Annotated in this window: 5 protein-coding genes; 3 read left to right on the top strand and 2 right to left on the bottom strand. The window is 64.6% G+C overall.

What is annotated here, in order from left to right:
- Window positions 1–83 precede the first annotated feature (83 nt).
- Together AC6RA4_RS23680 and AC6RA4_RS23685 are read right to left on the bottom strand one after the other, a co-directional pair.
- Window positions 84–1,142: a DUF6902 family protein gene (locus AC6RA4_RS23680; protein ID WP_500164486.1), complete on the bottom strand. Its 1,059-nt coding sequence runs from the start codon at window positions 1,140–1,142 to the stop codon at window positions 84–86.
- A gap of 85 nt (window positions 1,143–1,227) precedes the next feature.
- The gene (locus AC6RA4_RS23685) at window positions 1,228–1,938 is read right to left on the bottom strand and encodes a hypothetical protein (RefSeq protein ID WP_500164488.1); all 711 of its coding nucleotides are present in this window, start codon (window positions 1,936–1,938) and stop codon (window positions 1,228–1,230) included.
- A 318-nt stretch (window positions 1,939–2,256) separates the two neighbouring features.
- Between AC6RA4_RS23685 and xth the strand changes: the two genes are divergently transcribed.
- The 3 genes from xth (at window position 2,257) to grxD (ending at window position 3,866) form a co-directional block, all read left to right on the top strand.
- Window positions 2,257–3,039, top strand: coding sequence for an exodeoxyribonuclease III (gene xth, locus AC6RA4_RS23690; protein ID WP_500164490.1), 783 nt, complete (start codon window positions 2,257–2,259; stop codon window positions 3,037–3,039).
- Between the two features lie 91 nt (window positions 3,040–3,130).
- The gene (locus AC6RA4_RS23695; RefSeq protein WP_500164492.1) at window positions 3,131–3,373 is read left to right on the top strand and encodes a BolA/IbaG family iron-sulfur metabolism protein; all 243 of its coding nucleotides are present in this window, start codon (window positions 3,131–3,133) and stop codon (window positions 3,371–3,373) included.
- 130 nt (window positions 3,374–3,503) lie between these two features.
- Window positions 3,504–3,866: a Grx4 family monothiol glutaredoxin gene (grxD, locus tag AC6RA4_RS23700; RefSeq protein WP_500164494.1), complete on the top strand. Its 363-nt coding sequence runs from the start codon at window positions 3,504–3,506 to the stop codon at window positions 3,864–3,866.
- The last annotated feature ends 275 nt before the right edge of the window (window positions 3,867–4,141 follow it).

Below are 4,141 nucleotides of genomic sequence, written 5' to 3' on the forward strand. Positions count from 1 at the left end.
CTTGGTGATGCCATCCGCCGCGGCGATGGCACCGGTGTAGAGCGCGACAAGGGCGGCGCCGACGATGGCTGTTCGTGTCCCGTTCATGCGTTGCCTGCCCGGGCGAAGCCCTCGAAGAATGCGTCAAACCGAGGCGAATGATCGGCCAGCTGATCAACCACGTCAAGAGTCTGCGGCGAAAGGCGCGCTCCCATGCGCTCGCGCATCGCGGCCCAGTCTGCGCTGCGGGCGGAGCCTTCGGCGAACAGCGCCTCGGAGAGTTCGCGCAGAGGAGCGACGCGCTGGGCGCGCTGGAAGCGCATCCGGCCACCGGCCAGCGGCTTGTTGAACGGCTTGCCGCCGATCACCGAGGCGTGCCAGTTGCAGACGAGGAAATCGTGGTAATCGTCGGCCACCGAGAGGGTCTCGCCGCTTTCGACGGCGAAGAGATGGGTCTCGCGGTCGAGCCAGATCGTCCACAGCGGCGGCGGCACCTCGCCGGCGTAGCGCAGGGCGATGCAGATCTCGGCCAGCAGGTCGGAGTTCTGGTCGAGATAGGCCAGGTTGCCGGCGAAGTAGAGGCTGTTGATCGCCTCCTCGTCGAGCCCGGGATCCTGACGGCCATATTCGCTGAGGTAGAACACGATGTGCGTGAGCTCGTAGGCGGCCTTCTTGTTCGGCAGCGCGAAGGTCTGCGAGCGGGCGCAGAAGGCGCGCAGCCGGTCGGCCAGCCCCTCGTCGTCTTCGCTCACATGGCCGCGGCGGGCCAGAAGGCGGCGGGCTTCCATGCGCTGCAGGTCCGACAGCTCGGCCTCGGCAAAGCCCTGGCGCGCGGCGCGCTCGGTGAGCTTGGCGCCGGTGTCGCCCTCCATGCCCAGATCCTCGAGATCGAGGGTGAGCGACAGCAGGAAGCGGTAATATTGCGGGAAGAAGGCCATGCGGTCTTCGACGGATTTGTAGAACCCGCGCAGCGGCGCGAGCGCGGCCCGGGGCACGTAGGTCCCGGTGCATTCGAGAATATTGAGAAGCTCGGCGTTCTCTTTCAGCCAGAATACGTCATCCTCTCGCCGCCGGCTGGTGGCAAAGCTCTTCACGAGCGCAGCAACTCCGGCATCCTGGGACGCGACGGGGGCCTTCGGACGAAGTGCGATAACGTTGGTCATGACTGATTTCCCTGTATCTTTCTGTTTCCGGCCGCACGCGGGCGTCTCATCCCCTTAAGACGCCCGCAGCGATGGCATCTCTGGCTTATGCGCAGGACGTGAAGGAGCCGGTCACTTCACCGTTGACGGCGCGGGTGCCGCTCGGGGCCGCGCAGGAGGTGAACATCTCGACGGCGTCGCCGGAGATCGCCTCGGAGGCTTTCGGCTCGGCGCAGGAGGTGAACAGGCCGGTGGCCTCGCCCGCGTCTGCCGAGCTGGTGGTCGGGGTCGCGCAGGAGGTGAACATCTCAACGGCGTCGCCGGCATCGGTCGAGCTGGTGGTCGGCGCGGCACAGGAGGTGACCATCTCGACGGCATCGCCGGTCAGGGTCTCGGAGGCTTTCGGCTCGGCGCAGGAGGTGAACAGGCCGGTGGCTTCGCCGGTCACGGTCGAGCCGGTGGTCGGGGTTGCGCAGGAGGTGAACAGGCCCACGACGTCGCCGGTCGCGATCGAGCCGGTGGTCGGGGTGGCACACGAGGTGAACATCTCGACGGCGTCGCCGGTCAGGGTCTCGGACGCCTTCGGCTCGGCGCAGGAGGTGAACAGGCCGGTGGCTTCGCCGGTCGCGGTCGAACCGGTCACCGGAGTTGCACAGGATGTGAACATATCCACAGCTTCGCCGGTCATCATCGCACCGCCGAGCGCCTCCGGCGAAGCGCAGGAGGTGAACATCGAGGCACCCTCGCCACCGAACATGTCGGCGCCGAAGTCGTTTGCGAATTCTTCAATGATTTCATGCTGGAGTTGTGCAGACATGGGGTAACCCTTCCTAGTGTAGCGTTTCCGAATTGGCACGCTCAGGGTTTCCACCGATGCATGTTTCTGGCAATATAGTTTCTTGTTAGGGTTGAGTTATACAAGAGTTATACACATGCACTTTAAGACCTAAAAGACACAAAAAAAACACAATTCAAAGTTGTCCACAGGGGAATCTTTTCTGTGGATAACTTTTTGCGCCCTGTTGAAACCCTCTCGAGAGCTCCGAATCCGGCGCGAATCACCGGCGAAAAACCGCGCCGGCCTTGCTCCTTCGCGCCGCTTCGGCGATAGCTTGCTCAAAATCCGGAGGGCCAAATGAAGATCGCCACCTTCAACATAAACGGTATCAAGGCACGCATCGGCGCCCTCACCGACTGGCTCGACGAAGCCCAGCCCGACGTCGCCCTGCTGCAAGAGATCAAGTCGGTCGACGAGGCCTTCCCGCGCGAACATTTCGAAGAGCGCGGCTACCAGGTCGAAACCCATGGCCAGAAAAGCTTTAACGGCGTCGCCATCCTGTCAAAGCTGCCGCTCGAGGATGTCACCCGCGGCCTGCCTGGCGATGACAGCGACGAGCAGGCACGCTGGATCGAGGCCACGGTGATGGGCGAGAGCCATGCGGTGCGGCTCTGCGGGCTCTACCTGCCCAACGGCAACCCGGTGCCGGGGCCGAAATACGATTACAAGCTGGCGTGGATGGAGCGGCTCGAGGCCCGGGCCCGCGATCTGCTGGCCAGCGAGATGCCGGCGCTGATGGCGGGCGACTACAACGTCATCCCGCAGGCCGAGGACGCCGCCAAGCCCGAGGCCTGGCTTGAGGACGCGCTCTACCTGCCGCAGACCCGCGCCGCCTTTCGCCGCATCCTGAACCTCGGCTTCACCGAAGCCTTCCGCGCCCGCACCCAGGGACCGGGCCATTATTCCTTCTGGGATTACCAGGCCGGCGCCTGGCAGCGGAACAACGGCATCCGCATCGACCATTTCCTGCTCACCCCGCAGGCGGCGGACCTGATGACCGACGTGCAGATCGACCGCGACATCCGCGGCCGCGACAAGCCCTCGGATCACGTGCCGGTCTGGATCGACCTCGCGGCCTGATCCGGCCCGCCCAGCCCCAAGCGCCTGCTTGCACCGGCGTCGCGCGGGGCTTACATCTTGTGGGAACAGACGACAGCGGAGACACGCCCAAATGGCCATTGAAGCGACGGAAATCGAACAGCTCATCCGAGCCGAGTTTCCCGAAGCCAAGATCACCATCACCGACCTTGCCGGTGACGGAAACCACTACGCCGCCGAGGTGATCGACGAGAGTTTCCGTGGCAAGAACCGCGTCCAGCAGCAGCGCGCCGTCTATGCCGCGCTGAAGGGCAAGATGGACGGGGCCCACGGCGAGCTTCACGCGCTGGCGCTGACCACCAAGGCGCCGGACTGAGCACGGATGGATGCCCGCTCTTGGGTCATCGCGAGCGATCTGCGATGATCCGGCCCGGGTCACAGACACAGGTGCCCCGCTCCGCGCGGGGCCAGCGGGTGCCACGGCACCGCGCAGACAGGAGAGAGATATGACCGACGCGAAGACGATGATCGACGAGACGGTGAAGTCCAACACCGTGGTGCTCTATATGAAAGGCACCAAGACCATGCCGCAATGCGGCTTTTCGAGCCGCGTGGCCGGGGTGCTGAACTACATGGGCGTCGATTTCCACGACGTGAACGTGCTGGCCGATGACGCGATCCGCCAGGGCATCAAGGATTATTCCGACTGGCCGACCATCCCGCAGCTCTACGTGAAGGGCGAGTTCGTGGGCGGCTGCGACATCATCACCGAGATGACGCTCTCGGGCGAGCTCGACCAGCTCTTCGAGGAGAACGGCGTCGAGTACAACAAGGACGCCGCCGACAAGATCCGTGAAGCCAACGCGTGATCCGGTCGCTCCGGTACAGAGATGCGAAAGGCGGGCTCTCGGGCCCGCCTTTTCTTTTGAGGCGGTGCCCTTGCGGCGGTCGGACCATAGACGTCGCCGCGCATCGCCGGTCCGCGGGCTGGCGATCCACGCCCAGAATCCCTCGATTTATCCCGGACACGTCCGAAGGACCTCGAAGCTGAGCACAGAGCTCAACCAAATCGCCGGCCCGAGGGGGCGGACCGGCGATGCGCGGCGGCCTTGCGGCCTTGTTGCCCGCAGAGAGCGGTAAAACG

The sequence above is a fragment of the Salipiger sp. genome (genome assembly GCF_059781815.1).

What these genes read in the sequence shown, in the direction of transcription:
- AC6RA4_RS23695 (WP_500164492.1), top strand. Translation starts at nt 3,131, where the DNA reads ATGGCCATTGAAGCGACGGAAATCGAACAGCTCATCCGAGCCGAGTTT.
- AC6RA4_RS23680 (WP_500164486.1), bottom strand. Translation starts at nt 1,142, where the DNA reads ATGACCAACGTTATCGCACTTCGTCCGAAGGCCCCCGTCGCGTCCCAG.
- AC6RA4_RS23685 (WP_500164488.1), bottom strand. Translation starts at nt 1,938, where the DNA reads ATGTCTGCACAACTCCAGCATGAAATCATTGAAGAATTCGCAAACGAC.
- xth (WP_500164490.1), top strand. Translation starts at nt 2,257, where the DNA reads ATGAAGATCGCCACCTTCAACATAAACGGTATCAAGGCACGCATCGGC.
- grxD (WP_500164494.1), top strand. Translation starts at nt 3,504, where the DNA reads ATGACCGACGCGAAGACGATGATCGACGAGACGGTGAAGTCCAACACC.